24 protein-coding genes and 1 pseudogene are annotated in these 26988 nt (G+C 68.2%); 16 read left to right on the top strand and 9 right to left on the bottom strand.

Features of this window, described 5'->3' with window-relative positions:
• Positions 1-8 precede the first annotated feature (8 nt).
• A complete protein-coding gene (locus AC1DXI_RS20285) occupies positions 9-1346 on the top strand; it encodes a sensor histidine kinase (protein WP_476940077.1) in 1338 nt (445 codons plus the stop codon).
• Entirely contained in the window at positions 1339-2019 is a 681-nt protein-coding gene (locus AC1DXI_RS20280) for a response regulator (protein ID WP_476940076.1), read from the top strand. The genes AC1DXI_RS20285 and AC1DXI_RS20280 overlap by 8 nt, the downstream gene beginning before the upstream one ends.
• Before the next feature lie 113 nt (positions 2020-2132).
• On the opposite strand, the gene AC1DXI_RS20275 is transcribed toward AC1DXI_RS20280, so the two are convergent.
• From AC1DXI_RS20275 to AC1DXI_RS20255, 5 genes are all read right to left on the bottom strand, one after another.
• Positions 2133-3578 (bottom strand): S8 family peptidase, encoded by a 1446-nt coding sequence (locus AC1DXI_RS20275; protein ID WP_476940075.1) that lies wholly within the window; start codon positions 3576-3578, stop codon positions 2133-2135.
• A 119-nt stretch (positions 3579-3697) separates the two neighbouring features.
• Positions 3698-5065, bottom strand: a complete 1368-nt coding sequence (locus AC1DXI_RS20270) for an ammonium transporter (RefSeq protein ID WP_476940074.1) — start codon at positions 5063-5065, stop codon at positions 3698-3700.
• A gap of 182 nt (positions 5066-5247) precedes the next feature.
• Positions 5248-6252 carry a CapA family protein gene (locus tag AC1DXI_RS20265; RefSeq protein WP_476940073.1) on the bottom strand — a complete coding sequence of 335 codons (1005 nt, stop codon included), beginning with the start codon at positions 6250-6252 and terminating at the stop codon, positions 5248-5250.
• A 36-nt stretch (positions 6253-6288) separates the two neighbouring features.
• Positions 6289-6534: a DUF2630 family protein gene (locus tag AC1DXI_RS20260; protein WP_476940072.1), complete on the bottom strand. Its 246-nt coding sequence runs from the start codon at positions 6532-6534 to the stop codon at positions 6289-6291.
• A 156-nt stretch (positions 6535-6690) separates the two neighbouring features.
• The gene (locus AC1DXI_RS20255) at positions 6691-8565 is read right to left on the bottom strand and encodes a Na+/H+ antiporter (RefSeq protein WP_476940071.1); all 1875 of its coding nucleotides are present in this window, start codon (positions 8563-8565) and stop codon (positions 6691-6693) included.
• Between the two features lie 175 nt (positions 8566-8740).
• Here AC1DXI_RS20255 and AC1DXI_RS20250 point away from each other — a divergent pair.
• From AC1DXI_RS20250 to AC1DXI_RS20235, 4 genes and pseudogenes are all read left to right on the top strand, one after another.
• Positions 8741-9199: pseudogene (locus AC1DXI_RS20250) on the top strand (type 1 glutamine amidotransferase domain-containing protein); the annotation flags it as partial.
• Between the two features lie 183 nt (positions 9200-9382).
• On the top strand, positions 9383-9796 hold the full coding sequence (locus AC1DXI_RS20245) for a VOC family protein (protein ID WP_476940093.1): 414 nt from the start codon (positions 9383-9385) through the stop codon (positions 9794-9796).
• Positions 9797-9891: 95 nt separating this feature from the next.
• The gene (locus AC1DXI_RS20240; protein ID WP_018775450.1) at positions 9892-10101 is read left to right on the top strand and encodes a hypothetical protein; all 210 of its coding nucleotides are present in this window, start codon (positions 9892-9894) and stop codon (positions 10099-10101) included.
• A gap of 172 nt (positions 10102-10273) precedes the next feature.
• Entirely contained in the window at positions 10274-11068 is a 795-nt protein-coding gene (locus tag AC1DXI_RS20235) for an alpha/beta fold hydrolase (protein ID WP_476940070.1), read from the top strand.
• A gap of 24 nt (positions 11069-11092) precedes the next feature.
• Here the strand turns inward: AC1DXI_RS20235 and AC1DXI_RS20230 are convergent, their stop codons facing one another.
• Positions 11093-11827, bottom strand: coding sequence for a GAF and ANTAR domain-containing protein (locus tag AC1DXI_RS20230; protein WP_476940069.1), 735 nt, complete (start codon positions 11825-11827; stop codon positions 11093-11095).
• A 241-nt stretch (positions 11828-12068) separates the two neighbouring features.
• Between AC1DXI_RS20230 and mgtA the strand changes: the two genes are divergently transcribed.
• On the top strand, positions 12069-14801 hold the full coding sequence (gene mgtA, locus AC1DXI_RS20225; protein ID WP_476940068.1) for a magnesium-translocating P-type ATPase: 2733 nt from the start codon (positions 12069-12071) through the stop codon (positions 14799-14801).
• Between the two features lie 118 nt (positions 14802-14919).
• Entirely contained in the window at positions 14920-16284 is a 1365-nt protein-coding gene (locus AC1DXI_RS20220) for a phosphoribosyltransferase family protein (protein ID WP_476940067.1), read from the top strand.
• Between the two features lie 46 nt (positions 16285-16330).
• Here the strand turns inward: AC1DXI_RS20220 and AC1DXI_RS20215 are convergent, their stop codons facing one another.
• Positions 16331-17017 carry an SRPBCC family protein gene (locus AC1DXI_RS20215; protein ID WP_476940066.1) on the bottom strand — a complete coding sequence of 229 codons (687 nt, stop codon included), beginning with the start codon at positions 17015-17017 and terminating at the stop codon, positions 16331-16333.
• 10 nt (positions 17018-17027) lie between these two features.
• A complete protein-coding gene (locus AC1DXI_RS20210; protein WP_018775443.1) occupies positions 17028-17498 on the bottom strand; it encodes a universal stress protein in 471 nt (156 codons plus the stop codon).
• 173 nt (positions 17499-17671) lie between these two features.
• Here AC1DXI_RS20210 and AC1DXI_RS20205 point away from each other — a divergent pair, with 173 nt between their 5' ends.
• Together AC1DXI_RS20205 and AC1DXI_RS20200 are read left to right on the top strand one after the other, a co-directional pair.
• Positions 17672-18544 (top strand): NAD-dependent epimerase/dehydratase family protein, encoded by an 873-nt coding sequence (locus tag AC1DXI_RS20205; protein WP_476940065.1) that lies wholly within the window; start codon positions 17672-17674, stop codon positions 18542-18544.
• A gap of 19 nt (positions 18545-18563) precedes the next feature.
• On the top strand, positions 18564-19595 hold the full coding sequence (locus AC1DXI_RS20200) for an aldo/keto reductase (RefSeq protein ID WP_476940064.1): 1032 nt from the start codon (positions 18564-18566) through the stop codon (positions 19593-19595).
• Between the two features lie 84 nt (positions 19596-19679).
• Here the strand turns inward: AC1DXI_RS20200 and AC1DXI_RS20195 are convergent, their stop codons facing one another.
• The gene (locus AC1DXI_RS20195) at positions 19680-20444 is read right to left on the bottom strand and encodes a FadR/GntR family transcriptional regulator (protein ID WP_476940063.1); all 765 of its coding nucleotides are present in this window, start codon (positions 20442-20444) and stop codon (positions 19680-19682) included.
• 139 nt (positions 20445-20583) lie between these two features.
• On the opposite strand from AC1DXI_RS20195, the gene AC1DXI_RS20190 reads away from it, so the two are divergent.
• The 6 genes from AC1DXI_RS20190 to AC1DXI_RS20165 all read left to right on the top strand — a co-directional run bounded on the left by AC1DXI_RS20190 (position 20584) and on the right by AC1DXI_RS20165 (position 26781).
• Entirely contained in the window at positions 20584-21879 is a 1296-nt protein-coding gene (locus AC1DXI_RS20190; protein ID WP_476940062.1) for an ABC transporter substrate-binding protein, read from the top strand.
• A 128-nt stretch (positions 21880-22007) separates the two neighbouring features.
• A complete protein-coding gene (locus AC1DXI_RS20185; RefSeq protein ID WP_476940061.1) occupies positions 22008-22961 on the top strand; it encodes a carbohydrate ABC transporter permease in 954 nt (317 codons plus the stop codon).
• Positions 22958-23869: a carbohydrate ABC transporter permease gene (locus tag AC1DXI_RS20180; protein ID WP_476940060.1), complete on the top strand. Its 912-nt coding sequence runs from the start codon at positions 22958-22960 to the stop codon at positions 23867-23869. The genes AC1DXI_RS20185 and AC1DXI_RS20180 overlap by 4 nt, the downstream gene beginning before the upstream one ends.
• Positions 23870-23876: 7 nt before the next feature.
• On the top strand, positions 23877-25025 hold the full coding sequence (dgoD, locus tag AC1DXI_RS20175; RefSeq protein ID WP_476940059.1) for a galactonate dehydratase: 1149 nt from the start codon (positions 23877-23879) through the stop codon (positions 25023-25025).
• Between the two features lie 53 nt (positions 25026-25078).
• Positions 25079-25750 (top strand): bifunctional 4-hydroxy-2-oxoglutarate aldolase/2-dehydro-3-deoxy-phosphogluconate aldolase, encoded by a 672-nt coding sequence (locus tag AC1DXI_RS20170; RefSeq protein WP_476940058.1) that lies wholly within the window; start codon positions 25079-25081, stop codon positions 25748-25750.
• A complete protein-coding gene (locus AC1DXI_RS20165; protein ID WP_476940057.1) occupies positions 25750-26781 on the top strand; it encodes a sugar kinase in 1032 nt (343 codons plus the stop codon). Before AC1DXI_RS20170 ends, AC1DXI_RS20165 begins: the two co-directional genes overlap by 1 nt.
• The last annotated feature ends 207 nt before the right edge of the window (positions 26782-26988 follow it).

The raw sequence follows: 26988 nt of genomic DNA, 5'->3' as shown, positions 1-26988 counted from the left end.
GTGACAGCATGGAACCACTACTGAAAGTTTTGCGGCATTGGGGCGCCCCCGCGGCGGCCGTTCTCTTCTTCACGCTGTGGTGCGTGGCCGAGGCCGGCCGGATGGGCCCGGGCCTCCACACCTGGGATGGGACGTGGCCGCTGATCCTCATGACAGCAGCGATTGCCGTCGCCGCCTGGAAGCCCTACGCGTCGCTCGGATTCACGGCAGGGCTGCTCGCGGGCCAGCTGGGGTACGCCATTCCCGCGATGTATGCCAACCACTGGGCCATCTACCTCGGGGCGTTCGTGGCCCTGGCCTTCATCCAATGGACGGCCCGGCGAAGGACACGCTTCATCGCGGCGGCCGCGAACGTGGTGTTCGCCGGCGTCATGACCTTCCTGATGCTGTCCTGGCGCTACGGCAACGGCGTCGGCTGGTTTCCCCCTGCGTACACCGGCGATCGGTGGATGCTCCGGGACTTCGGCTGGCAACTCTTTTCGCTGCTGCTGGTGATCGCGGCAGCCTGCGCCGCCGTCGGACTGCTGCTGGCCATGTACCAGGAACGCGGCAGCCTGTTCCGGGCCAGGACCATCGCCCAGACCAGCCTCAGGGAAGCGGAGGTGGACCTGATCGTGGAGCAGGAACGGACCCGGATCGGCCGGGACCTGCACGACGTCCTGGCCCACTCACTCGCCGTGATCGCGGCGCAGGCGGACGGCACCCGCTACCTGAGCAAGGACCAGCCCAAGGCCGTGTTGAACGCCCTGGAGAACATCGCGACGTCGGCCCGGAGCGCCCTGGTGGACGCGCAGCGCGTCATCGAGGGCGTGCACGACGACGGCGTTGTCACGCCCCAACCCCGGCTCAGCGACGTCGGGCCCCTGGTGGCACGCATGCAGGGCAGCCTCGAAATTGAACAGAGCGAGTCCGGCGCGCCCGCCGAGCTCTCCGCCGGGCAGCAACTCGCCGTATTCCGGATCATCCAGGAATGCCTGACCAACGCCCTGAAACACGGCGGCCGTGGCACCGCGGTGCGGCTGCACCAGGACTGGAGCGGCCCAGGGCTGACCCTGCATGTGGCCTCCGGCATCCCGGATGCCGCATCCAGGGTCAGCCCGGACCCCGCCGCCGAAACGCGGGTGGGCCGCGGTCTCGCCGGGATGCGGGAACGCGCCCACCTCGCGGGAGGCTGGATGACGTCCGGCCCGGATGGTGAACAGTACCGGGTGACCGTCTTCATCCCCTACGGCACAAGGACTGCCGACGCCGCCGTTGCCGGCGCGGAGGAACCGGACCTGGTTGTCGCGGGAAGTCCCGCAGCGCACCCGGGAATGCCGCTGGAGGAAGCCGGCGACCGTGGCTGATGCCGGGGCGGCCATTACCGTGGCGATCGTCGATGACCAGGCGCTGTTCCGTGCGGGAATCCGGATGCTGGTGGAGAGCCAGCCGGACATGGCGATGGCCTGGGAAGCCGGCGACGGCGCGCAGGCGGCGGTATCCGCCGTCGAACGGTGCCCCGACGTGATGCTCATGGACCTGCGCATGCCGGTCCTGGACGGCGTCGGCGCCACCCGGCGGATCGTGCGTGAGGCGGAGGCCGCGGGTACCGGCGCGCCGAAGATCATCGCCCTGACCACGTTCAACCGGGACCAGGCGGTGGTCGACGCCGTGCACGCCGGGGCCAGCGGCTACCTGCTCAAGAGCGCCGAACCGGAGTTCCTGCTCGCCGCGATCCGGACCGTGTATGCCGGGTACTCCGTGATTGCGCCGGGATCAGTGCAGGATTTGTTCCAGCATGCCGCCCGGACCGTGCCGGCCGGGGGGCCGGATCTGTCCGTGCTGGAAGTGCTCTCTGCCCGGGAACGGGACGTCTTCCTGCTCGCGGCCAAGGGGCTGGCCAACGGTGAGATCGCCGGAAGCCTGTTCGTTTCGGAGGCGACTGTCAAGACACACCTCAGGAGCGTGCTGGGCAAGCTGGGCCTCGGGACCCGGCTCCAGCTGGTGGCCTTCGCCTATGAGCGCCGGCTGCTGGGCTGAGAGCCAGGGCTGAGACCCTGGGCTGAGACCAGCAGCCTGGCCCTCGGCTGAGACCTGCCGGGAACCTCTACCGACGTCCGCCATTGGCAACGCCGGTACGTCACGCCGAAGCGTCAGAAACTCACCGTCTGGGTCAGGTATCCGTAGTACTGCCCCCCGACCGGGTGGATGGGATCGCCGTCGAAGCCGTAGTCATGGTGCCGCTTCGAGTACGACTTTGTCAGCTCGAGGTACTGCTTCATGACGTGCTCGGCTGAGCCCGTGCAGGCCTTCTGGCTGATGCACAGGGCCACGGATCCTGCCACGGCCGGGCTGGCGAAGCTGGTGCCGTTGCTGACGTTGTAGCCGCCGGGCCAGGTGGAGAGCATGCACACTCCGGGGCCGGCGACCGTGTGGGCCTTGTCGTCACTCGTGGTGGCGAAGTTGGAGAAGAATGCCTGCTGGTCATCCTTTTGCCCGTACTTCGAAAAGTCGTCCGGGCCGCAGACGGCGGCGGCATCCCCGCCGGACTTTCCGTCGAAGTCGCCCATGGCGGTGGCGGTCAGCACTTGGTCGTACGTGGCCGGGACCGTGTTGGCGAAGTCCTCACCGGCGTTGCCGGCCGCGACGGCGTAGGTGACACCGGCCCGGACCGAGCGGCAAATGGCGTAGTGCATCGGATCCGTGCCCTTGCCGCAGTTAGGCGTGTCCGGGGCGCCGCCGGCGATGCTGATGTTGGCCACGGCGATGTCGTTGCTGTCGTCGTCATCCTTGTGCGTCGACGTCACCCAGTCAATCGCGCAGATCAGCATCTCCTCGGAGATCAGGCCGGCGTCGTCAACCACGCGGACGGACCAGAGCGGGGTGCCCGGGGCGGTCCCAATCACGCCCAAGCGGTTGTTCCGGGCGCCGATCACACCGGCGACGAACGTCCCGTGCCCCATGACATCAACGGGGGTCACATCCACGGGCGAGCCGGACTGGCAGTCAACCCCGCCCTTGACATTCAGGTCCGGGTGGGTCGCGTCGATGCCGCTGTCGATCACGGCGACGTTGACATTGATCCGGCTTGGCCCCTTGTCGAGGGCCTTACGGACGTCGGAACTGGTCCCGGCGATCCGCTTCCGCCAAAACGGTGTCTCCTGCGTGGCCGAGGTTCCAGGATCCTGCGGATTCTGGAAGGTCCGGCCCGCGGTAACGAAGTCGACGTTCGGGTCGGCCTGGATGCGTTGCGCCTGGGCCGCCGTCAGGTTGGCAGAGTAGCCCTTCACGGCATTGCGGTAGACCTTCGACGTCGCAAATCCGTAGGCGCTTTGCTGGGCGGCCGCCGCCGCTCCGGCGTCCACGACGCCGTCCTTGAGCACCACGATGTAGTTTTGCGCCGGGCCGGCGGCGTTCGATGGAGCTGCCGCCACCAGGCCGCCGCCAGCCACCAGGGCAAAGGCCGCCAGCGAGGCCAGCCCGCGCCCGAACCAATCTGTGTCCGGTCTGGGAAGGGAGCTGCGCCGGTGTCTGCGCGGGGTCCGCGCCACCGATGTTAGCTTCGGTTTTGATGCCTTGCGGCTGGCTTGGCTGAACATCGTGGCCTCCCATTAAGCGAGTTCGCTAATTCGAGTGCCCCCCGCCCATATCTTAAGCCTCCGGCCGCGTCTTACACCCGGGCCCTTTGGAAAAACTTGTGCCGGACCCGGCGGTCGCCTCAGACGAGGCTGTCCTCCTTTGCACGTGCGGATGCGTTTTCCGGTGCCCGGCCGGCCGCGTGGGCCGACGTCGCCGCGTGGGCCGACGTCGCGGCGTGCGCCGCGCCGTCGTGGTGGCCGAACGGGTTGAACCGGCTGAAACCCAGTTCGGCAAAGGCATATGCGGTCTCGGCGTGTTCGGACCGGTCCACGCCGGCGAGTTCATCCTCGCGGCTGACCCGGAAGCCCAGCGTCTTGTGGATGGCCAGTCCGATCACCGCGGTCCCGAGGCCGGACACCGCCACGGTGATGAGGACGGCCACGGCCTGAGCGATGACCTGGTGGAGCCCGCCGCCGTAGAACAGCCCGCCGCCGGCACCGTCCACCGGCAGGGCAATGAAACCGAGGGCGAGGGTGCCGATCAGGCCGCCGCCGAGGTGGACGCCGACGACGTCGAGCGAGTCATCGAAGCCAAACTTGAATTTCAGGTCCACGAACACCGCGCAGGCCGCACCGGCCACGAAGCCCAGGCCCAGCGCGGCGAGGGGGCTGATGTTGGCGCACGAGGGCGTAATGGCCACCAGGCCGGCAACGGCGCCGGACGCCGCGCCCAAAGAGGTGTGGTGGCCGTGGCGGACCTTTTCCGTCACCAGCCAGCTGATCATGGCCGCGGCGGGGGCGGCCAGGGTGTTCACCCAGATCAGGCCGGCCTGCTCCACGGTGGTGGCGGCGCCGGCGTTGAAGCCGAACCAGCCGAACCACAGGATGCCCGCGCCGAGCATGATGAAGGGGATGTTGTGGGGGCGGTGGCCGGGGTCCTTGCCGAAGCCGTGCCGGTTGCCCAGGATCAGGACCAGGACCAGGGCTGCGGTTCCGGACGCGATTTCCACCACGGTGCCGCCGGCGAAGTCGATGACCTGGCCGAACACGGCACTCACGGCGCCGCCGGCACTCATGAGGCCGCCGCCCCAGACCATGAAGGCCAGCGGGCAGTACACGAGGGTGATCCAGATGGGGACGAAGAGGGCCCAAGAGGTGAACTTCGCGCGGTCCGCGATGGCGCCGCTGATGAGGGCCACAGTGAGGATAGCGAATGTGGCGCTGTAGCCGGCCTTGATCAGGTCCGGCGATCCGATGACGTTGCTCAGGCCGAAGCTCGCGAACGGGTTGCCGAAGAGGCCGAGGACGCCCTGCCCGGTGCTCATCGAGTAGCCCCAGAGGACCCACACCACCCCGACGATCCCGACCGAGACGAAGCTCATCATCATCATGTTGAGCGAGGCCTTGGCCCGGGTCATGCCGCCGTAAAACAGGCCCAGGGCCGGGGTCATCAGCAGAACCATCGCTGCCGACACAATCATCCAGACGCTTCCAGCAGTGAGCTCCACCGGCGGGTCCCTTCTCGTCAGTCTTCCGTACCGGGACACGTCGCCGCCGGCCCCCCGATCCGGATTTAATCCTCGCGGAGCCATGTTTCCGGCCGTGGGGCGGAAAGTTGCGGGCACGTTACGGGAATCGCGACGGCGTGAAGTTCGCGTGACCGGCATGTTTCAGGAATGTAAACGGAGCCTCATGTGCCTGGCGGGCTGTCGAGCGGAATCTCCAGGCAGCGGCCGGCCGCGTTCCAGCTGCCCAACGTGCCCAGTTGGCCGCTCAGCCGCTGCATCCGGGCGGCAATATCGGGGGCCGACCCGCGGGCCAGGCGGGCCTGAAATCCGGCGATGATCGTCGGATGCAGCCGAAGCGTCCGTGGTGCGCCGGCGTCGGTCTCGAGCATGAACACGAAGGACTGGTCATTGCGCTCGACGGGGTCCACCGCATAATCGTCAATGAAGTCCCCGGCGCTGTAGATGATGGGACGGTTCCGGTGGATGCCGACGCCGCGGAATATGTGCGGCGAGTGGCCGAACACGACGTCGGCCCCGGCCTCGATGAGGTCCCGGGCAAGGTCCCGATGCCCGGCCGGGACCTCGTAGCCCCAGTTCCCTCCCCAATGGGCCGACACGATGAGGACCTGCACGCGGGCCTTGGTCCTGGCGACCAATTCCAGGAGGCCGTCCCGCCGGCCCCGGCCGCCGTCGTTCACGGAAATATCGTCCACCGGGACGTAGTAGACCCCGGGAGCCGCCGGGCCGGCCTCCCAGCCGGGCTCGTTGTCCGTGAAGGCAATGAATCCGACGGCGACGGCGCCCACGCGCCACACGGCCGGACGGCGGGCCGCCTCCAGGTCCGCGCCGGCCCCGGCATGGAGGATGCCGCAGCCGTCCAGCGCCGGCAGCATCTCAGCGAACGCGGCCTGGCCGAAATCCAGGACATGGTTGTTGGCCAGCGAGACGGCGTCGATCCCGGCGGCGAGGAGGCTGGCGACGTTCTTCGGGTCCGAGCGGAAATGGAAGATCTTGCCGGGCTCGGGCTCGCCGCCGGCCGCCAGGACACACTCGAGGTTGGCGATGCGAACATCCGCCTGCTTCAGGAGCTCCAGGGTGTCGCCCCACGGGTAGGCAGGCCTGGCCGTTGCCAGGTGCCGGTTCACCAGCCGGCCCAGCATGACGTCTCCCAGCAGCGCGATCCGCATGGCCTGCCTGCCAGCCTGTCAGGTCAGGGCCGGGGGCTAGCTTTGGTAGCCCTCGACCTCGCTGACCGGCCGCACCTCCGCCTCGTCCGGGTTCTCGCCATAGTCTTTTTTCGCGCGCCGCTGGCGGAGCAGATCCCAGCACTGATCCAGCTGTTCTTCCACCTGCTGCAGCCGGAGGATGTCCGGGGCTCCGCTCCCGCCGGCCTGGGTTGAGCCTTCGCGGAGGCCGTGTTCCTCCTCCACCAGGGCCTTGATGCGCTCCAGGATGTCTTGGTTGTCCACGGTGTCCTCTTTTCGTCCGACGGCGGCGGGTCGCCTTCTCTTCCCAGGTTCCCTTCCAGCAGGTCCCCTTCCAGCCTACGGAGGGGGCGGTGCGGTGAACAGGGGCGCCCGGGTACGGGCGGGACGGGCCGGACGGCGCCGGCCGGCGCCTGCGGCCTAGCCCAGGAGCTCGTCCGGGTAGCACCAGCGCCAGTCCTCGCCCGGCTCGACGCTGCGCATGACGGGGTGGCCGCTGAGCTGGAAGTGCTTGTACGCGTGGGTTCCCGGTGAGGAATCGCAACAGGCCACGTTGCCGCACTGCAGGCACATCCGCAGATGCACCGTCGTCGTCCCCTCCCGTTCGCACGCCTCACAGAAGGGACCGGGCGGGACGACGAGATCCGGTGCGGACTCCAGGTGCGGACAAACTCCGCGGGGCCGGGCGATGCCCTCGCCGCCGCTGCCGCCGTCCGCGTCCGGTTCCTCCAATGCAGCGTCCAGCATGGACTCTTCGACGTCGAGGCGGTCAAGGACGTTGACCAGGACCTCGTGCGCGTACCCGCCGCCGCGCCGCAGCTCGAGGACTTTGGTGCGCTCGGCGTCCAGCATCGCCAGCCGGAGTTGGGCGTACCGCTGGCTGGGGGTGGCGGCTTCGGCGGACGGACGGCCCAGCCGTTCCCACGCGGCCAGCCCGCGCTCCTGGGTGCGCCGTTTCAGCATCGCCACGACTTCCGGGGGATCGGCGTCCGAACGCAGTTCCTGGAGCCGCTGCACGCCCGCCGCCGTCGCCATCTGCATCAGCGAAGCCTCGTTTAGCGCGTCCTCGCGCGGGTCCGGCCCCAACACACCCAGCCACCGGACCAGGGCCGGGAGCGTGAAGCCCTGCAGGGTCAGCGTGCCGCCCACCACCACGAGGGCCATCAGGATCAGGACGGACCGGTGCTCCAGCCCTGCCGGCAGGACCAGGACGGCGGCCAGGGTCACCACGCCGCGCATGCCGGCCCAGGAGACGATCGCCGGATACTGCCACGGCGGCGCGGGATCCTTGCGCCGGACCGCGGGAATGAGCCGCGGCAGGTACGTGGTGGGGAAGACCCAGACCGGGCGCAGGATCAGCACGGCCAGGAGCACGGCGGCGCAGCCGAACCAGATCCGTTCCGGCCCCAGCGAGTCATCCCGGACGCCCTCGATGATGGTCCGGACCTGCAGCCCGATCAGGAGGAAAACGGAATTCTCCAGCAGGAACTGGACAGTGTGCCAATTGCTGCGCTGGCTCAGCCGTGCCGCCCCGTTTGGCATGGACGGCGCTTTGGTCCCCATGATCAGCCCGGTAACGACGACGGCCAGGACGCCGGAGGCGTGGATCGCTTCCGCCGGGAGGTAGGCCACGAGCGGGGCGATCAGCGAAGTGGAGGTGTTGATGGCCACGTTGCGGATCCGCTTGCGGAGCGCGGTGAGCACGAAAGCCGCGGCAACCCCCACCACCACGCCCCCGCCGGCCGCCAGGACGAACCCGCCGGCGATCTCCGCTGCGGAGACAGCTCCGGCGATGGCGGCGATGGCAGCACGCAGGCAGACCAGCGCCGTGGCGTCGTTGACCAGCGATTCGCCCTCCAGGATGGTGACAATCCTGCGGGGCATGCCCACCTTTCGCGCAATCGCCGTCGCGGCCACGGCGTCCGGGGGCGCGACGACCGCACCCAGGGCCATGGCGGCCGCCAACGGGATCTCTGGAAACAGCCAGGCGACCACCAGCCCGACGCTGACGGTGCCGAAAATGACGTAGCCCACTGACAACAGGCCAATGGAGCGGCGGTTGGAACCGAAATCGAACAGCGAGGTTTGCAGCGCCGCAGCGTAGAGCAGCGGCGGCAACAGCCCGACCAGAACGAGTTCGGGGTTCAGCTCGATGGTCGGAACAAACGGGAGGAACGAGCACACGACGCCGGCCAGCACCAGCAGCAGGGGGACGGAGACGTTGATCTTTTGGCCCAGCGCGCTGCCGGCACAGACGATGGCGACGAGGGCCAGTAGCCCGAAAGCGACTTCCATTGGCCCATTCTCTCAGCTTCCCGTCCGCTGCTGTCCGCGGCTCCACAACGCATCATCAGCTTGCTTACGACTTGGCGGCTTCCTAGAGTTAAGACTGCAAGCCAACTGAGAGTCTGCGCTGGCGCCGGCACTGAACAAGTGCCGCCCGGCCCGCGCCCCGGCACGAGGAGGACATATGTCAGAGCACAACCTTTCGGGCAAGAAAGTTGCGTTCCTGCTGACCGACGGTGTGGAGCAAGTGGAGCTGACCAGCCCGTGGGATGCCGTGAAGGAAGCCGGGGGCGTGCCAACCCTGGTCTCGCCGAAGAGCGGAGGGCTGCAGGGCTATGACGGCACCGAAAAAGGGCAGACGTTCGCGGTCGACCTCGCCGTGGGGCAGGCCGACGCCGCCGACTTCCACGCCCTGGTCATCCCCGGCGGCGTGGTCAACGCCGATCACCTCAGAGTCGACAAGGACGCCCAGGCGTTCACTCGGGCCTTCTTCGAGCAGCACAAGCCCGTCGCCGCCATCTGCCACGGCCCGTGGCTGCTCATCGACGCCGGCGTGGTCAGCGGCAGGAACCTGACCTCGTACCACACGCTCCAGACGGACCTCAAGAATGCCGGCGCGATCTGGACTGACGAGCAGGTCGTGGTGGCGGCAAAGGCCGCCGTCGGAGGCTTCCGGCTGGCCCTTCAGCTGCTTTGTCGTCGGCGGCCCGGTTCCGCTGCCGGGCACCTACCCACGCTGCCGGTTTTGCGGCAGGATATGCCCTGTACCGTGCACCGTCGTCGTTGCCGCCCCGGCCGGCGCCCCCAGCAGCAAGGAGTTTCGGACATGACTACGCTCAATCCCTACCTCGGCTTCCGCGACAACGCGCAAGAGGCCATGACCTTCTACCAGTCGGTGTTCGGCGGCGAACTGACGATGAGTACCTTCGCCGAATACCACGCCAGCGAAGACCCGGCGGAGCAGGAGAAGATCATGCATGCCCAGCTCAGGACGGACGCGGGCATGGTGCTGATGGGCGCGGACACGCCCAACAGCATGGCTTACACCCCGGGCAACAACTTTTCCGTCTCCCTCAGCGGGTCCGACGAAGCTGAGCTCCGTGGCTACTTCGACAAGCTGGCCGAAGGCGGCACCATCGCGATGCCGCTGGAGAGGGCACCGTGGGGCGACATTTTCGGCATGTGCAAGGACAGGTTTGGTGTGGACTGGCTGGTGAACGTCGGTTCCGAGCCCGCCTAGGAGGGGCCATCGGCCCGGCCGGCAGCTAGCGCTATCCTAGATGCAGCCAGGACAGTGCAGGCACGAGTCCGTCCCCTGGCCAAGGGAGGCATGCAATGACCGAGAAGCTGCACCTCAGCCCGGAAGATGACTTCCCGGAGGACCTCAGCAAGGTTCCGGACAAGGATCTTCAGGTCCTCGACAGCCAAGTCGAGCGCCAGCTGGACTATGAGTACGTGGTGGAGGGGGAGCCGAATCCGGAGACGGAATTCCGGCACTATGACCTCGATGAGGAGTTCGAAGAGCGGGACAAACGGGACACCTGATCCGCCGGGATCAGCCTGAAACGGCCGGCCGTCCCGCACGGCGGCAGGGATCTAGCCAGCAGGCTTACTAGACTGGGCCGACCACCCGGCAACGAATCGAGCCCTCCATGACCCCGGCTGCTGCCACGCGGTCCCCCCCGTACCCGTGCTCCGCGCCGCGGTCGTGCACAGCATGACCGATCCGGTCCGTCTGGAGATTTCGGTCGCGGGCCACGCCGGCCACGTCTTCGCCTCGCGCGAAATGGCTGGCGGGTCCGCGCCCGCCGTCGTGCTCATCCACGGAATCGGCGCGTCCCACCGTTACCTGCGCCGGCTGCACCGGATCCTGGCCGGATCGGTGGAGACCTACTCCATCGACCTGCCGGGATTCGGCGCCACACCCAAGCCCGCGTACACGCTCTCCATTGCCGACCACGCCCGCTACATCCTTGGCGCCATGGAACAATTTGGCGTTGCGGAAATAGTGCTGGTGGGGCACTCGATGGGAACACAGATGGCCCTGGAGGCGTCCCTTCAGGAACCGGGACGGATCTCGAATGTGGTTCTGATGGGTCCCGTGGTGGACCCCCGGCGCGGCACGGTGGCGCGGACGGCCCTGGCGCTGGGCCGTGACTGCCTGTTCTATGAGAGCCCCTCCTCGAACGCCTTGGTTTTCACCGACTACCTGCGGTGCGGCCCGTCCTGGTACTTCAAGACCCTGCAGGTCATGATGGAGTACCCCATGGAACAGAAGATCGCCGGCGTCAGCGCACCGGTCCTCGTGGTGCGCGGCGCCAACGACCCCATCGCGGATGCAGACTGGTGCCGCCGGCTGGCCGGGCTCGCCAGCCGCGGGCGGCTGCTGGAGGTGCAGGGAACCGGGCACGTCGTCCAGCACAACCGGGCCCTCGAGGTGCGGGACGGCATTCTAGCGTTCACGGGCCTTGGCGCGGCCGCGGGCGAGCCGCTGCCCGGAAGCCCGGCCTGACGCAGGGGCTGCTCAGGGACGGGGTTAGACGTCGAAGTGGGTCCGGGTGGGGCCCTGGCCGAGTGACTCGACCACCCCGGCCGCGACGGCGTGGAGCTTGATGTTCCGGGCGCTGGAGGCAGACTTCAGGAGCTCGAACGCCTCGGCCTGGCTGCAGCGGTTCTGCGCCATGATGATGCCGACGGCGACGTCGATCACGGTCCGCGTCTCCAGGGTGGTTTTGAGGTCGGCGGCTGTATCGCTGCTGTGCGCGAACCGGACAGCGAGGCGCAGGGCCATGGATGTCTGGTGGACGAAGTCACGGGCAAGTTCCGTGGCGCGCTCGTCGAACCGGCCCGGCCGGTGCGAATATAGGTTCAGGGCGGCGCGGGTCTCGCCTTCGAGCAGGAACGGCAGCGCCAGGATGGACCGGAAGCCATGTCCGCGCACCGTGGCGGCGTACTGCGGCCAGCGGCCATCCAGAACCAGGTCCTCAACGTGGACGGTTTCCTGTTCCCGGGAAGCCGTCATGCAAGGACCGTCGCCGAAGGCGTACTGGATTTCGTCCATGGCCTGCGCGGCGGGGCTGCTGCTCGCGACGGTGGCCGCCTTCCTTTCCCGCAGGAGCGTGATGCCGCACAGGATTTCGTCCCCGGGCTCGGACAGGCTGCGCGCGGACACGCGGGCGAGCTCACCGAGGAAGTCCTCGACGTCGGAGCTGCTGAGCACCAGTTCATGCAGGTGCTGGTTTATTGAATTTGCGGTTGACTCGCTGACCACTTATCTGTTGTGCCGTTTCACTCAGGTCAAGACGACCCGGCCATGCTTCCCACCGCGGCAAGTGGCGGATACGGCAGCGGCCGGATCGAAGAACAATCCAACGGCTCGCTGCAAAACCGTACCGGGAGAGTATATACATCCGGGAAACGCAGGTTCCATACAGGCACTGGTCCGACGGCTCCTGAACCGTTCGTCCCGGGCATAAGCTGTGCCTTAAACGAATTGTCGTGAACGGATCCGCATGCCAGAGCTGGACGTCAAGGACTCGCCCTCCGCCCCGCTGGCGATCGCCCACGCCGCGGGCCGGCCCGTCGCCGCCGTGTTGGAAGAGCTGGGCTCGGGCGGGAATGGACTGAGTGGTGCCGAAGCGGTCAGGCGCCTGGCGGAATTGGGGCCGAATGCGGTGCGGACCCACATGGCCAGCGGGTGGTCGGTGCTGGGCCGGCAATTGGCCAGCCCCATCCTGATCCTCCTGCTCATCACCGCCGGGCTTTCACTGTTTCTCGGGGATCCCACGAACGCGATCGTCATCGGCGTGATCCTGCTGGTCAGTGTCGGGCTGGGGTTCAGCAACGAATACCGGGCCGAACGCGCTGCGGAGGCCTTGCATTCCCGCGTCACGCACCGCGCCGTCGTCGTCCGCGACGGGGTCCAAGGCGAAATCGACGTCACCGCGCTGGTGCCCGGCGACGTCGTCCACCTGGGGATCGGCGCGATCATTCCGGCCGACATGCGGGTGCTGACGGCGAAGGACCTCCTGTGTGATGAAAGCATTCTGACCGGGGAATCGCTGCCGGTCGCCAAGGACCCGGCGCCGGTGCCGGAGGATGCGCCGCTGGCGGAGCTGAGCAGCTGCCTCTTCATGGGGACCGTGATTCAGTCCGGCAGTTGTACCGCGGTGGTGGTCGCCACCGGAGGCCGGGCGGAATTCGGCCGGATTGCACTGGGCCTGGGCGAACGGCAGCCGCAGACCGAGTTTCAGCTGGGCCTGAAACGGTTCTCCTTCCTGTTGCTGCAGGTGGCCATCGGACTGAGCTCGCTCATCTTCGTCGCGAACCTGCTGCTGCACCGGCCAGTGATCGAATCGCTGCTGTTCTCCCTGGCGATCGCGGTCGGCATCACTCCGCAGCTGCTGCCCGCGGTGGTCAGCACCAGCCTGGCCACGGGAACCCGGCAACTGGCTCGGCGCAAGGTCCTGGTGAAGCGCCTGGTCTGCATCGAGGACCTGGGCGACATGGACATCCTGGTCACGGACAAGACCGGGACGCTGACCGAGGGCCGGATCAGCTTTACCGCCGCGCTGCCCGTCGGCCCGGGCATCCCGCCCGCCGAGCTGCTCACGCTCGGGCTGTTGGCGACAGAGGCCGAATACGCCGAGGCGAAACTCTCTGCGGTCGGCCTGAACCCCTTGGATGCCGCACTCTGGGAATCATCCGACGCGGCGGCCTTCCGGCCGGAGCGCTACGAACGCCTGGACGTCATAGACTTCGACCACCAGCGCCGTCGGACCAGCGTGCTGGTGCGCGAGGCCAACGGACCTGCACGCATCATCACAAAAGGCTCGCCGGAAGATGTCCTGGCCCTCTGCGTGGGCACGCCGGCGGACGTGCAGGCGATGCTGGACAAGCAGTTCGACGCCGGATCCCGGGTGATAGCTGTCGGAACGCGACCCGCGGGCGGGCTGGAGGACCTGACGCCATCCGACGAGAAGGACCTGGTCCTTGCCGGGTTCCTCATCTTCCTGGACCGGCCCAAAGCCAATGCCCGCGGCTCGCTTGACCAGCTCGAGGCGCTCGGCATTACGGTCAAGATCGCCACCGGCGACAACGCCCGGGTCGCCGAAAAGGTCTGTGACGAGCTCGGCGTCCTCTCCGGCGGAACGCTCAGCGGCGCCGCCGTGGAGGCAATGTCCGATCCGGAGTTGGCCGCCGCCGCACGGGAGGCCAGCATCTTCGCCCGCGTATCGCCCGAACAGAAGGCACGGATCATCCGGCTGCTGCGGCTAAGCGGCGGCGCCGTCGGGTTCATGGGCGACGGCGTCAACGACGCCCTGGCACTGCATGCCGCGGACATCGGCATCTCGGTCGACAGCGCCACCGACGTCGCCAAGGACGCCGCCGACGTCGTTCTGCTGGACAAGGACCTGGGGGTGTTGGCTGAGGGCGTCATGGAAGGCCGGCGGATCTTCGCCAACACCATCAAGTACGTTCTCATGGGCACGTCCAGCAACTTCGGCAACATGTTCAGTGCGGCCACGGCCTCCGTGCTGTTGAGTTTCCTGCCCATGCTGCCGGGCCAGATTCTGCTCAACAACCTGCTCTACGATGCCGGCCAGCTGGCCATTCCGGGCGACCGCGTGGACAAGGAACAGCTGGTGGCCCCATCGCACTGGGACATCGGCTTCATCCGGCGTTTCATGTTCCTGTTTGGCCCGATCAGCTCTATCTTCGACTTCGCGACCTTCGCCCTGATGCTGTTCGTCCTCGACGCGGTTCCCGGCGAATTCCGCGCCGGCTGGTTCATCGAGTCCATCGTCACGCAGACACTGATCATCTTCGTCATCCGGACCCGGCGCGTGCCCTTCTTCCGGAGCAGGCCGTCGCTGGGACTGGTCGGCGCCTCCCTGGGGGTGGTGACCCTGGGGGTGTACCTGCCGTTCTCGCCCCTGGCCGGCGTGCTGGGCTTCGATCCGCTGCCTGTTCCGTTCTTCCTCGCCTTGCTCGGGATGGCCGCGGTGTACCTGGTTCTGGTCGAAGTGGCGAAAGTCTGGTTCTACGCCCGGGCCGCCCAGCAGCCTGTCCCTGGCCGGCCGGTGGCGCTCCGGCACCGCGGCCGGGCCCACCGCATTGCCCGGCGGGCCGCCCGCTTCAGCATCCCGGCGAAGCCGCTCCTCGTCCACCGGCGCCCGGGCTGGCGCCGTCGACGCAAACTCGGGCATAAAGGCCCTCACAGGGGTTCGGCCGCGGGCGGATAGTTGGAGGCAGCGGCCACCTGGTCCTGTTCGGGTTTGGGGAACCCGTAGGAGCGCACCAGTTTCAGCAGCACACGACTGATGGCCGATGGCCCACGCTTCGACTTGAAAGCCATAGCCCATGAGCATCTTTGAAGACAGGGTGGACGCCGGCAGGCAGCTCGGCAGGCGTCTGGCGGAATTGCGGGGCCAGGACATTGTGGTCCTGGGCCTGCCGCGCGGCGGCGTGCCCGTAGCCTTCGAAGTCGCCGCCGCCCTGGACGCTCCCCTGGATGTGATTGTGGTGCGGAAACTTGGGCTTCCCTACCAGCCCGAGCTCGCCATGGGGGCGATCGGTGAAGGCGGCGCCAAAGTCCTGGACGAGGAAGTCCTGGCCCATTCACGGGTCAGCGGCGAGGAACTCCAAGCCGTTGAAGAACGCGAACGCGCCGTGCTGGAAAACCGCGTGGTCCTGTTCCGGAAGGGCCGGACCCGGCACGACCTGACCGGACGCATCGCGGTGATCGTCGACGACGGGATCGCCACCGGCTCCACCGCCCGGGCGGCCTGCCGGGTCGCCCGTAAACAGGGTGCGGCCCGCGTGATCCTGGCCGTTCCGGTTGCCCCCGCCGAGACCCTCGCAGACCTGACAGAACCGGACGAAGTGGTCTGCCTGGCGACGCCGCGCCAGTTCACCGCCGTCGGATACCACTACCGGGACTTCTCGCCCACTGACGACGACGAGGTGCTGCGCCTGCTCGATCTTGCGGCCAAACGCGTCGAGGCCGCACCGCCGCCATTCTGGACCTCGACGGCGACCCGCACCGACAGCGCCGCCGACGTCCACGAGGAAGTGGAAATCCCGTCCCGCGGGGTGCGGCTCCAGGCCCAGCTCTACCTGCCGGTGCCGGCGCGGGCCGTGGTGCTGTTCGCCCATGGCAGCGGCAGCAGCCGCCACAGCCCCCGGAACCGGTACGTGGCCGGTGTCCTGCAGCAGGCCGGTCTCGGCACACTGCTGCTGGACCTGCTGACGCCGGCGGAGGAGCGCCACCGCGCCAACGTCTTTGACATCGAACTCCTGGCCCGCAGGCTGTCCTCGGCAACGGACTGGCTTTCCACCCGGGCAGATACGGCCTCCTGCGCTGTGGGCTATTTCGGTGCGAGCACGGGAGCCGGGGCTGCCTTGTGGGCGGCGTCGGAGCCGTCGGCCCGGATCGCGGCCGTCGTGTCCCGCGGTGGCCGCCCCGACCTCGCCGGCCCGCGGTTGTCCGCCGTCAAAGCGCCCACGCTCCTGATCGTGGGGAGCCTGGACCACGAGGTCCTGGAACTCAACCGCCGGGCGAAAGCGATGATGCGCAGCCCCAGCCAGCTCGCCGTTGTGCAGGGGGCGACGCACTTGTTCGAAGAGCCGGGCACGCTCGCGGCGGCGGCCATCCTGGCGCGGGACTGGTTTGTCGACTACCTGCTGCCCCCGAACGGTGCCAGCGCGCGGGCAGCGGGCGTCTGAGGGGGGCCAGAACCAGCAGGGCCGGGGTCACGAAGGGGCCCGGACCCTAGCTCCGGCGGCCCTCTGCCCTGGACCGGATCCCCAGGAGCATCCGCCGTTCCATCAGGAACTGCACCGGTTCCAGCAGTGCCCGCAGGGCCAGCCCCTCCGCCAGGGGCGAAAAGTCGTACCGGGTGCGGGACAGGAGCCTGGTGGCCTGGGGGCCAGCGGGCCGCAACACGAACGTCCAGCTGATGTCCAGCCGGCGCCCGGTGGGACGGACCCCTGCCGGCGACATCGTCCCCGTGCGCAGATCGATGGTTCCGCCCAGCCCCAGCACCGAACCGGACTGGAGGAGCCTGACCGGAAGGCCGCCGTCGGGGGACATCGGAACAATGTCGCCTACTTTCAGGCGCTGCAGCTCCGGGAGAATCCGGTCCGCATTCCGGATGCCCAGACCCGCGCCGCGTTCGAGCCAGTCGTAGGAGTAGAAGCCGCCGCGCCCGGCGCCCATCTGGACCAGCCATGGCCAGACCTCTGCCACCGGCGCCGCAATGGTGACCGCACGGGTGCTTTGCATGCGCGGGGCGGGCACGATCTCGTCCCCGGCGAGCGGGCCGGCTGCCTCCTGGGTGGTGGCCCCCCAGCGCAGGAGCCGCGGCCGGACAGCCAGGACGTAGGCTGCGCCCGCCGATGCCGCAGCCAGCGCCGCGAGCGGTCCGCGCAACCGGCCGGGAACGTGCGGACCGCTCACGCGAGGGACCTCATCCGCTGGTCCGGCCCCGGAGGTCGTCCGAGTCCGGGCCGACCACCACCACCGGGCAGTGGGAGTGGGCCGCGCAGGCCCCGCTCACCGAGCCCATGACCTGATGGAGAAAGCCGCCCTTGCCGCGCCGGCCCACCACGAGCAACTCGGCGTGCTGGCTTTCCTCGATGAGGACCTTGGCCGGCGCCCCGAATTTGACCGAGCGGGTGAGTCCTTCCGGACGCGATTCGCCGAAGGCCCGCTCCAGTGACTGGTCCACGAGGCGTTCGGCGGTCTCCTCCAGCTCATCGAGGGTGGGCGTTCTGTCCTCCGGAAGGTGGGATGCAAGGAAGAAATCGGAAGTTCCCAGGCAGGTGATGATTTCCAACGGGATGTTCAGCCCCGTGGACATGCGCCCGGCGAGGCGGAGCGCCGTCGTCGAAAACTCGGAACCGTCCACACCCACGACAATGCGCTGATCACCGTTCATGTTCCCCAGCCTTGCCCCTGCCCCCGGGACTGCCTAGGGCCGAAAGTCACGCGGGGCTGGGCACCGCGGCCGCCTCCCCTTAGGGTGGAACGGTGAGCGCCGGCACCGGAGCAGGTGCCGGCCCCCGGCCGGACCATGACGGTCAGCCGAGCCTGCCACCCGAGGAGTTCCTGATGCGAGTTGCTGTTACTGGAGGAAGCGGAAAGCTGGGCCGAAACGTCGTGCGGCGGCTCAGCGATGACGGGCACGAGGTGACCAACCTGGACCGCACCGGCGTGCGCGGCCGCGGCTTCACGGAGGTGGACCTGCGCAATTACGGCCAGGTGGTGGATGTGTTCCTGGGCCTGGAGGACCGCCATGCCGGCTTTGACGCCGTGGTGCACCTGGCCGCGATTCCCGCACCGGGCCATGCCCCTGATGCCGCCACCTTCGAGAACAACATGCAGTCCACCTACAACGTGTTCCAGGCTGCCCGCCGGGCCGGGATCAAGAAGATCGTCTACGCGTCCAGTGAGACGGTGCTGGGGCTGCCTTTCGACGTCGACCCTCCCTACATCCCGGTGGACGAGGACTACCCCGCCCGGCCGGAAAGCACGTACTCCCTGGTCAAACACCTTGAGGAGCAGATGGCCATCCAGCTGACCCGCTGGGACCCGGACCTGAGCATCACCGGCCTGCGGTTCTCCAATGTGATGGACCCGGAGGACTATGAGGAATTCCCCTCCTTCGACCACGACGCCCGGGCGCGCAAGTGGAATCTCTGGGGCTACATTGACGGCCGGGACGGCGCGCAGGCCGTGGCCCGCGCCCTGGAGCACGGCAAACCCGGCTTCGAGGCGTTAATCATCGCCAACGAGGACACGGTGATGAGCCGCTCCAGCGCCAGCCTCGCCGCCGAGGTGTTCCCGAACGTGAAAGTGGTCAAGGACCTGGCCGAGCACGAGACCATGCTCTCGATCGACAAGGCCAAGCGGCTGCTGGGCTACGCCCCGGAGCACACCTGGCGGAACTACCACCCGCTGCGCACCACCCCCACGGAAGACTGACCCCAATTTGAGGAGCTCCATGCAATACCGCACCCTGGGCAACAGCGGCGCCGTCGTCTCCAACTACGCGCTGGGCACCATGACTTTCGGCGCCGAGGCCACCGAGGAGCAATCCCGCGCGATCCTCGATGACTACTTCGCGGCGGGCGGCAACTTCATCGACACCGCCGACGTCTACAGCACGGGGGTGTCGGAGGAAATCATCGGCCGGTGGCTGGCGGACCGGGCCGAGGTCCGGGACCGGGCGGTGGTGGCCACGAAGGGCCGCTTCCCCATGGGCCGGGCGCCCAACGACGTCGGAACCTCCCGCCGGCACCTGGTCCGGGCACTCGATGACTCGCTGCGCCGGCTGGGCGTGGAACAGATCGATCTCTACCAGCTGCACGCCTGGGATCCGGTCACGCCCCTCGAGGAGACCCTCCGGTTCCTGCACGACGCCGTCACCAGCGGCAAAATCGCCTACTACGGCTTCTCCAACTTCCTGGGCTGGCAGTTGACCAAGGCTGTCCATGTGGCGAAGGCCCATGGCTGGAGCGCCCCGGTGACGCTGCAGCCTCAGTACAGCCTGCTGGTCCGGGAGATCGAGTCGGAAGTTGTGCCGGCCTCACTCGACGCCGGGATCGGGCTGCTGCCATGGTCGCCGCTGGGTGGCGGGTGGCTGTCCGGCAAGTACAAGCGCGACCAGCCGCCGGCCGGGGCGACAAGGCTCGGCGAAAACCCGAAGCGGGGGATGGAGGCCTGGGAGGCCCGCAACGCCGATCCGCGCACTTGGGACGTGATTGCCGAGGTGGAGGAGACCGCCGGGCGCCATGGCGTGAGCCCTTCCCAGGTGGCGCTGGCCTGGCTGGCGGACCGGCCGGCGGTCACCTCGGTGATCCTGGGCGCCCGCACCACCGGGCAGCTGGCAGACAATCTCGCGGCCGCGGATCTGCGGCTCACCGCAGGCGAGACGGAGCGGCTGACCGAGGTCAGCCGGCCGCGCGTCGGAGTCTATCCGTATGGGCCCATGGCCCAGGAACAGCGCAGCCGGAAGCTCGAGGGCGGCCGCTAACAAGGCAACGAGCTAACAAGGCAACGCGGGGTCACCTGGCGCCGGTCCGGGGGGTGGGGATGGGCCGGAAGTGACCCCGCGTTGTCATTCGGGGGAGCGCTGCCCTTCCGGGGAGGCAGGGGAGCCGGCGTGATAGCTGGACCAGATGTCGCCCATTTCCTCGGTTGACTGCTCCACGATCCTGCTCATGGCGGCGTGCGCGGCGTCCGCCTCGCCGCGCTGAATGGCGCTGGCCACATCCACGTGCAGCTGCAGGGCCTCGTGGTGCGGCAAGTGCGGCATGAGTCCGTGCTCGGTGCGCCCGGTCAGCACCTCGGTGACCAGGTTGTGCAGCTGGGCGAACATGGCGTTGCCGGAGGCCCGGAGCACCGACGCGTGGAATTCGATGTCGAGCCGCAAAAACTCGTCCCGGTCCCCGCGCTGGCCGGACGCCCACAGCCTCGCGGCCAGCGACACGAGGTCGCTCCCGGCATCCCAGGATGCCCGCCCGGCGGCGAGCCGGGCGGCCTGCGGTTCGATTGCCCCGCGTAGCTCGTTCAGGGCCTGCAGTTGCTCCAGCCGCTTTGACGACGCAAGCCGCCAGCGGATCACCTGGGGGTCGTACGCGTTCCACGATTCCTCCGGCTGCACCACCGTCCCCAGCCGCCGCCGCGACTCCAGCATCCCCTTTGAGGACAGCACGCGGGTGGCTTCCCGCACCACGGACCGGGAGACGTTGTGCTGGGCCTCAATCTCGTCCAGGCGCAGGATCGAGTGCGGCGCCAGCGTCCCTTCGGCGATGGCAAGCCCCAGGTTCTGGAGCAGCACGGCATGCAGGTCTGCTGTTGGCTCCGCCTTTGGAGTTTTCATAAATAAATCATACTGGTGGACGCAAGGGTCTTGTTTAAGTCTGCTTTATTTCTCTATGATCGCTTCCAGAGCGGATGTAAAGATGCATTTGCAGTCGGCTGGATGTTCTCGCCAGCCCTGAAAACCAAAGGAAGTCGTAATGAAGCGACGTTCAATTGCGAAGTACGCGGCTGTTGCCGCGGTCCTGTCCCTGGGGTTGACTGCCTGCGGCGGAGCCAGCGGCAGCACCGACGCCAAGACCTCCGGCACCGTCCGGGTCACTCTCGCAAACCATGTCTGGACCGAAGGCATCAAGGCCGCCATTCCGGAATTCGAGAAGTCCAGCGGGCTCAAGGTCGAACTGACCCAACTGGGCGAAGACCAGCTCTCGGACCAGTACAACGTCAAGCTCAATGCCGGCAGCGACGAGATCGACGTGATGATGTACCGCCCGCTCCAGGAAGGCAAGGCGTTCGCGAAGAACGGCTACCTCGCGGACCTGACGTCCAAGGTCTCCTCGGACGCCGCGTGGGACTGGAAGGACTACCAGGAGGGCCCCGTCAAGGCCACCACCGCTGACGGCAAAGTGGTCGGCGTCCCGATCATCACCGAGCGCGAAGTCCTCTACTACCGCAAGGACCTGCTGAAGGCCGCAGGCCTGGAAGTTCCCAAGACCATGGACGAGCTCGAGGCCGCGGCCAAGGCCATCAAGGCTTCCTCCCCGGACACCGCCGGCTTCGTGGCCCGCACCGGCAAGTCCGCCGCCGTCACCCAGTTCTCCAGCTTCCTGTACAGCTTCGGCGGCGACTTCACCGACGCCGGCGGCAAGTCCGCCGTCAACTCCGACGCCGCGAAGAAGGCCTACGCGTTCTACGGCGGCCTGATCAAGAACTACGGCCCCGCCAACGTCAGCACCGACATGAGCTGGCCCGAGGCCATGGCAATCTTCACGCAGGGCAAGGCCGCCTTCTACACCGAGGCCGACTCGCTCTACAAGAACGCCACCGACCCGGCCAAGTCCAAGGTCGCCGACACGGTCGGCTTCGCCGCCCTGCCCGCCGGCCCCGCCGGTTCCAAGCCGTACAACATCCCGTCCTGGGGCCTCGCCGTCAACCAGGCATCGAGCAACCAGGACAACGCCTGGAAGTTCATCCAGTGGGCCACCAGCAAGGAACGCACCCTCGAGGCGCAGAAGGCCGGCGTCCCCGGACCGCGCGCCTCGGTCTGGGCTGACCCGGCCGGAACCTCCACGTACCCGAAGGACCTCGCCGAGGCCATCACCGCCAGCGCCAAGAACGGCGTCGGACACGACCGTCCCCAGGTTCTCACCGTGGGCAAGGCCCGCGAAATCGTGGGCGGCCCGATCGTCGCCACCATCACCGGCTCTGACGGTTCCGCCGCAGCCGACACGGCGCACGACGCCTTCCAGAAGTTCCTGGACACCGAAAAGAAGTAGCGCGGCCGGCGCGCTACGCGCCTGACGCACTGCCCGCGTGACGCACCATCGAGCCCGGCGGGACGGCAGTCCGCTGCCGTCCCGCCGCGGCCAGCTCTTCACTTCACCCCCAACTCCTTAGGTGAACCATGTCTGTATTGACCCCTCCCCGCAGCGCGCCGACCCGGAAGGCCGCCCGCCCACCCAGCGCACGCGAGAACTTCTCGGGCTGGGCCAACCGGCACCGCAAGTGGCTCTTCGCCGCCCCCGCCATGATCTTCGTCGGCGTCCTGATCGTCTTCCCGCTGGCCTGGACCCTGTACCTGAGCCTGACCGATTCGCAGGGCTCGGTAAGGGCTGCCTCCGAGTTCGTCGGCCTGCAGAACTACCTCACGGTCCTGTCCGACGTCGAACGCTTCTGGCCCGCCGTCGGCCGAACGCTCAGCTTCACCGGCGTTGCCCTCGTCTGCGAGGTGGTGCTCGGCATGTGCATCGCGCTGCTGCTGTGGCGCCCGTTCCGCGGCGAAAAGTGGGTCCGCGTTGCCATCCTGCTTCCGCTCGTCGCCACCCCCGTGGCGGTCGGCATGATGTGGAGGCTGATCTTCGACCCCAACATCGGCTTCGTCAACCAACTGCTCGGCATGGTCGGCATTCCCGCCCAGCCTTGGCTCTCCGGCCAGGACACGGCGCTGGGCACCACCATCTTCATGGACGTGTGGCAGTGGACCCCCATGGTGGTCCTGATCCTGCTGGCCGGGCTGACCTCCCTCTCCGAGGAACCCGACGAGGCGGCCCGGATGGACGGCGCCAACGCCTTCCAGCGTTTCTTCTTCATCACGCTGCCCCTCATGATGCCGACCGTGATCGTCGCCATCCTGCTCCGGGGCATCGACGCCCTGAAGACCTTCGACATCCTCTACGCCACCAAGGGCAAAGGCGGCGGGTCCTTCCACGAAGTCGAGACGCTCAACGTCTACGCCTACGGGCTGAGCTTCGACTACAACCAGTACGGCCTCTCCTCCGCGGTGCTGATCCTGTTCTTCATGATCATCATCGGCTCCATGTGGCTGCTGACCATGCGCAAGAAAGCGGTAAGCAAATGACCGTACTGTCCAAAAACACCGAAAACACCGAAAACGCCGAACCCCAAACCGCCCCCGCCGAGCCGGCCAAGACGGCGCCGCGCCCCCGGAAGCCGCTGGGCACCCGCGCGTACAAGGTGTTCCGCGTCGCCGCACTGGTGGCCGTGGTGCTGTTCCTGATCGCCCCGCTGTTCTGGATGCTGCTGGCCTCCCTCAAGACCAACGTGGACATCTACGACACCGGCAAGTCGTTCTTGTTCACCCCCACATTCGAGAACTACGCCAATGTGCTGCAGCGGAACAACTACTTCGTCTTCATCTTCAACAGCTTCTGGGTGGCCTTCGTCTCCACGGCCCTGTCGCTGGTCCTGGGCGTGCCCGCCGCCTACGCCATGAGCCGGTTCACGATGCACCGCTCGGCGCTCGTGGTCCTGATGGCCCGCGTCATCCCCGGCGTCTCCCTGCTGGTGCCCTGGTACTACGTCTTCTCCAACCTGAAGATGGTGGGCGGTTTCGAGGTCCTGATCCTCAGCCACATGTTCGTCTCGCTGCCGCTGATCGTGTACATCATGATGAGCTACTTCGATTCCCTGCCGCTGGAGCTGGAGGAGTCGGCCCAGGTGGACGGCCTCACCCCGATTGGCGCGTTCCGCCGCATCACGCTGCCGCTCTCCGTCGCCGGCATGGCTACCGCCGGCATCCTGTCCTTCATTTTCTCGTGGAACAACTTCATGTTCGCCCTGGTGCTCTCCGGCTCCAAGACCAAGACCCTGCCGGTCGCGATCTTCGACTTCGTCTCCTACGCCAGCATCGACTGGGGCGGACTCATGGCGGCCGCCACCGTGGTCACCATCCCGATCATGATCATTGCGCTCTTCACGCAGAAGTACATCGTCTCCGGCATGACCGCCGGCGCGACCAAGGGCTAGGCCACAGATGACACTCATCAGCAGGATTGAAACATTCCTTGTCGCGCCGCGCTGGCTCTTCGTCCGGATCGAGACCGGGAGCGGGATCGTCGGCTGGGGCGAGGCGAGCTGCGAAGGCCGCAGCGAAACCGTGCGCACCGCCGTCGAGCAGCTCTCGGAGCTGCTCATCGGCAACGATGCGCTGCGGATCGAGGACCACTGGCAGGTCATGACCAAGGGGTCCTTCTACCGTGGCGGGCCGATCCTGGCCAGCGCCGTGTCCGGCCTGGACCAGGCGCTCTGGGACATTGCCGGCAAGCACTTCAACACGCCGGTGCACCAGCTGCTCGGCGGCCATGTCCGGGACCGGATCCGGATGTACGGCTGGGTGGGCGGGGATGAGCCCAATGAGGTGGCCGACCAGATCAGCGCGCAGTTGGAGGTCGGTCTGACGGCCGTCAAAATGAACGCCAGCGGCCGGATGAGCCCCATCGCCTCTGTGGCCGAGCTCGACGGCGTCGTCCGCCGCGTCGCCGCCGCCCGCGAGGTCCTCGGCGACCACCGCGACGTCGCCGTGGACTTCCACGGCCGCTTCAGCCTCGCCAACGCCCGCCGGGTGGCGCCGCTGCTGGAACCGTACCGGCCCTTCTTCCTCGAAGAGCCGGTGGTCCCGGAAAACACGCACCTGCTGCGCGAGTTCACGTCCTCCACCACGACGCCGGTCTCCACCGGCGAGCGGCTCTACAGCCGGCAGGAATTCCTGCCCGCGCTGCAGGCCGGCATCGCCGTGGCCCAGCCGGACCTCTCCCATGCCGGCGGCATCACCGAGGTCCGCAAGATTGCCTCGCTCGCCGAAATCTACGAGGTCCAGCTCGCCCCGCACTGCCCGCTGGGCCCGCTGGCGCTTGCCGCCTGCCTGCAGGTGGGCTTCGCGACACCCAACTTCCTGATCCAGGAGCAAAGCATCGGCATCCACTACAACCAGGGCGCCGAAGTCCTCGACTATGTAGTGGACAAGTCCCCGCTGAAGTTCGTGGACGGACACATCGAACGGCTCACCGGCCCGGGCCTGGGCATCGAGATCGACGAGGCCGTGGTTCGGGCCGCGGACAAGCGCGGGCATGCCTGGCGCGGTCCCGTCTGGCGGCACCCCGACGGCGCGTTCGCCGAGTGGTGAACGCCCGAACGCCGGATCCTGACCTGTTTGCCCCGACGAAGGAGAAGCCTGACATGGAGAACACGCTGACGCCCCAACTGCTGCTGGCCGGCATCCAGGAAAGCCGGCTGGTGGCAATTGTGCGCGGCACAGACGGGGCGGCCGCGGCGAAGGCAGCCCTCGCGGCGATGGAGGAGGGCTTCCGGTACGTCGAAATAGCGCTCACCACGCCGCGGGCCCTTGAAGCGATCCGCGACGTCCGCGCAGCCGCGCCCGCGGGCTGCTTCGTGGGTGCCGGAACGGTGCTGACGGCCCGGGACGTGCACCGGGTTGCCGAGGCAGGCGGCCAGTTCATGGTGACCCCGTCGCTGGCAGAGTCGATCGCCGAATCGGCCCGGCTGGGGGTGCCCGTGCTCGCCGGTGCGCTGACCCCCAGCGAGGCCCACGAAGCCATGAACCGCGGCGCCACCGCGGTCAAGCTCTTCCCCGCTTCCATCGGCGGTCCGGGCTACCTCAAGGCGCTCCGCGATCCGTTCCCCGGGATCCCCTTCATCGCGGTCGGCGGCGTCGGGCTGGATGAGGCCGAGGGCTACTGGAAAGCCGGCGCCATCGCCGTGGGGCTCGGCGGACCGCTGTTCGGCGACGCCGGCTCCGGCGGCGACCTCGCCCCGATGCGGGAGCGGGCCCGCGGTTTCGTGGCCCTGGCCGCCGGATTTGGCCGCCCGCGCGCGGGGAGCCTGCGGTGATGGCCGGCGTCGACAGCGCGTCCGCCCCGCAGGCCGTGGACCTGCTGACGTTTGGCGAGTCCATGGTCTCGCTGCGGTCCACCGGTCCGTTGTCCTCCGGCGGCAGCCTGGGGATGCACGTGGCCGGGGCAGAATCGAACGTGGCCGTCGGGGTCGCCCGGCTCGGGCACAGCGTCACCTGGGCCGGGGTGGTCGGCGCCGACCCGCACGGGGAGTACATCCTGCGGCAGCTGCGCGCCGAGGGGATCAGGCTGCGGCACCGGGTGGACGCCGCAAGGAACACCGGGGTGATGTTCCTTGAACAACGCACCGCGGATGTCACCCGGGCCTTCTACTACCGTGCCGGATCCGCCGGGTCCACCCTGGGCCGGGAGGACCTGGACTGTGCCTTGAGCGCCGGTGCCCGGATCCTGCACCTGACCGGCATCACTGCCGCCCTCAGCCCGGACGCCCACAAGGCCGTGGAGTACGCGGCCGAGCGCGCCGCCGCCGAAGGCATGGAGGTCTCCCTCGACGTCAATTACCGCAGCAAGCTCTGGACCCGGGAGGAGGCCCGCGCTGCGCTCACGCCGCTCGCCCGGCACGCCAGCATCGTGATCGCCTCCGACGACGAGCTCGGGCTGGTCGCGGCCCCGGTGGGGGCAGGCCGGGAGGGAACACCGCATCCCGGCGATGCCGATACAGATGCAGATGCCGCCGAAACAGCGATGGCCGCCGAACTGCTGGACCGCGGCGTCCGGGAAGTCGTGGTCAAACGCGGCGCCGCCGGCGCCGGCGTCCACACCGCCGACGGGCGCTGGGAAGTGCCCGCCGTGCCCGTGACCAGCATCGATACCGTGGGGGCCGGGGACGCTTTCACCGCCGGCTACCTCTCCGCCCTGCTCGACGGCGCCGACGCCGCCGGACGCCTGCAGCGCGGCGCCCTGGCGGGAGCCTTCGCCGTCAGCACCGCGGGGGACTGGGAAGGCCTGCCCGGCCGCGCGGAGCTGGCACTGCTCGGGACCACGCCGAGCGGAACCACCCAGCGCTAAGCCCCCAGCCATCAGCCCGCCGCGGCCGGCGACCGGCCGTCCTATCCGTTGGCGCCGGGCAACTAAGACATCCCCGTTAGAGCAGATAAGGACCTGTTGTGAAAATCATTGCCGCTGAAGTGTTCGTCACCAGCCCCTCCCGGAACTTCGTGACCCTGCGGATCACCACCGAGGACGGGGTGACCGGGATCGGGGACCGGGATCGGG

Source organism: Arthrobacter sp. P1_H7, assembly GCF_056405215.1.
The sequence above is the reverse complement of the archived record's forward strand: the minus strand, read 5'-3'. Positions and strand labels throughout refer to the sequence as shown.